Origin of the sequence: Pseudomonas sp. PARCl1 (genome assembly GCF_947311875.1) — a bacterium.
GTDB lineage: Bacteria > Pseudomonadota > Gammaproteobacteria > Pseudomonadales > Pseudomonadaceae > Aquipseudomonas > Aquipseudomonas juntendi.
The window spans coordinates 1-2,478 of sequence record NZ_CAMZMX010000095.1; the positions used below are offsets into that span (position 1 = coordinate 1).

At 67.3% G+C, this 2,478-nt stretch carries 2 protein-coding genes; both read left to right on the top strand.

The window, feature by feature from the left end; translation table 11 throughout:
* The coding region (locus QME24_RS24610) for an AMP-binding protein (protein WP_281691082.1) at positions 1-1,062 on the top strand (1,062 nt) is incomplete at its 5' end.
* A partial coding sequence (locus tag QME24_RS24615) for a condensation domain-containing protein (RefSeq protein WP_281691083.1) occupies positions 1,062-2,478 on the top strand: 1,417 nt, incomplete at its 3' end. The genes QME24_RS24610 and QME24_RS24615, both read left to right, overlap by 1 nt.

The following is a 2,478-nucleotide window of genomic DNA, read 5'->3' on the forward strand; positions in this document are numbered from 1 at the left end:
CAGGCGTTCCTGCAAGACAGCGGCGTGCCGCGCTGCACGAGCCTTGCGCGCATCGTCTGCAGTGGCGAAGCGCTGCCAGCCGATGCCCAGCAGCAGGTGTTCGCCAAGCTGCCGAAGGCGGGCCTGTACAACCTGTATGGCCCGACCGAGGCGGCCATCGACGTGACCCACTGGACCTGCCGCGAGGAAGGGCGGGACAGCGTGCCGATCGGCGCGCCGATCGCCAACCTGGCCTGCTACATCCTCGATGCCGAGCTGCAACCGGTGCCGGTGGGCGTGCTGGGCGAACTGTACCTGGCCGGCGCAGGCCTGGCGCGCGGTTACCACCGCCGCCCAGGGCTGACCGCCGAGCGTTTCGCCGTGAGCCCATACGGCAATGGCGAGCGCATGTACCGCACCGGCGACCTGGCGCGCTACCGCGCGGACGGGGTGATCGAGTACGCCGGGCGTATCGACCACCAGGTCAAGCTGCGTGGCCTGCGCATCGAGCTGGGTGAGATCGAGGCGCGTCTGCTGGAGCACGACCTGGTGCGTGAAGCCGTGGTGACGGTGCCGGACGGCAAGCAGCTGGTCGGTTATGTGGTGCTGGCCGGCGAGGCCGCCGATTGGCAGGCACAACTGGCCGAGCACCTGCGCCGTGGCCTGCCGGACTACATGGTGCCGAACCAGTGGCTGGTACTGGACGGCCTGCCGCTGTCGCCCAATGGCAAGCTCGACCGCAAGGCCTTGCCTGCCGTGGATGCCGCGCAGTCGCAGCGTGCCTACGTGGCGCCGCAGAGTGAACTGGAACAACAGGTCGCGGCGATCTGGGCGCAGGTGCTCGGGCTTGAGCGGGTCGGCCTGACGGACAACTTCTTCGAACTGGGCGGGCATTCCCTGCTGGTGATCAATATCGTGTCGCGTATTCAACTCGAACTGGGGCTGACACTGGTCCCGCAGCTGCTGTTCCAATACCCGGTGCTCGGTGCACTGGTGGCGCAACTGCAAGCCACCGGCGCACAGGTGCAGGATGCGACCCTGAGCCGTCTGGAAGGCCTGCTCGACGACATGGAGGGGCTGTGATGGACAGTACCGTTGCCGCGCGGATCGCTCGCCGCTTCATCACCTTGCCCCTGGACAAGCGTGCGCTGTACCTGGAGAAGATGCTGGCCGAGGGCGTGTCCCCGGCCAACCTGCCGATCCCCGAGGTGCAGTCGGCCTTCGAGCAACTGCCGCTGTCCTTCGCCCAGGAGCGCCAGTGGTTCCTCTGGCAACTGGAGCCGCACAGCAGTGCCTATCACATCCCCATGGCCCTGCGGCTGCGCGGCCGGCTGGATCGCCAAGCGCTGCAAGGTGCCTTCGAGCGGTTGGTGGAACGGCATCAGACGCTGCGCACCCGCTTTGTCTTCGACCAGACGCGCCCATTGCAGGTGATCGACCCCGGGGCCGGGTTGGCTATCGCCCATGAGGTAGTCGGGCCGCTGGACCTGGCACAACTGGAGGCCCGGGTGGCCGAGGAAACCCGTCACCCGTTCGACCTCGAGGCGGGGCCGCTGCTGCGGGTCCGCCTGCTGGAGCTGGCGCCCGACGACCATGTGCTGGTACTGACTCAGCACCATATCGTTTCCGATGGCGTGTCGATGCAGGTGATGGTCGGCGAGCTGATCGCCCTGTATGCCGGCTTGAGCCTCGGCCAGGCGCCGACGCTGGCGCCGCTGCCGATCCAGTACGCCGACTATGCCCTGTGGCAGCGCCACTGGATGGAGGCGGGCGAGCGTGATCGCCAGCTGGCCTACTGGACCGAGCGCCTGGGCGCGCAGCAACCGGTGCTGGAACTGCCGCTGGATCACGCGCGGCCGGCGCAGCCCAGCCACCGTGGCGCGCGCTGCAACCTGCAACTGCCGGCGGCCTTGAGTCATGCCTTGCACGCCTTGGCCCGGGCCGAGGGTGGCACCTTGTTCATGTTGCTGCTGGCGGCATTGCACGCATTGTTGCACCGCTACAGCGGCCAGCACGATATTCGCATCGGGGTGCCCAGCGCCAACCGCAACCGGGTCGAGACCGAAGGGCTGATCGGTTACTTCGTCAACACTCAGGTGATTCGTGCCCAGGTCGCCGGCGAGCAGCCCTTCGTCGAATTGTTGCGCCAGGTGCGCCAGCACGCGTTGGATGCCCAGGCCTATCAGGAGCTGCCGTTCGAGCAACTGGTCGAGGCCCTGGCGCCGGAGCGCACCCTGGGGCTCAACCCGCTGTTTCAGGTGATGTTCAACCACCAAGCGGCCGGCCGTGGCGGGACGACCAGTGCGCGCCTGGGCGACCTGCAGATCGAAGGCGTGGACAGTGTCACCGAAGTGGCCCAACTGGACCTGACCCTGGAGACCCGCGAATCGCCAGAGGGATTGGAGGCGTCGTTCATCTATGCCACCGACCTGTTCGAGCGCTCGACCATCGAGCGGCTGTCGACCCACTTCATCAACCTGTTGCAAGGCATCGTCGAGC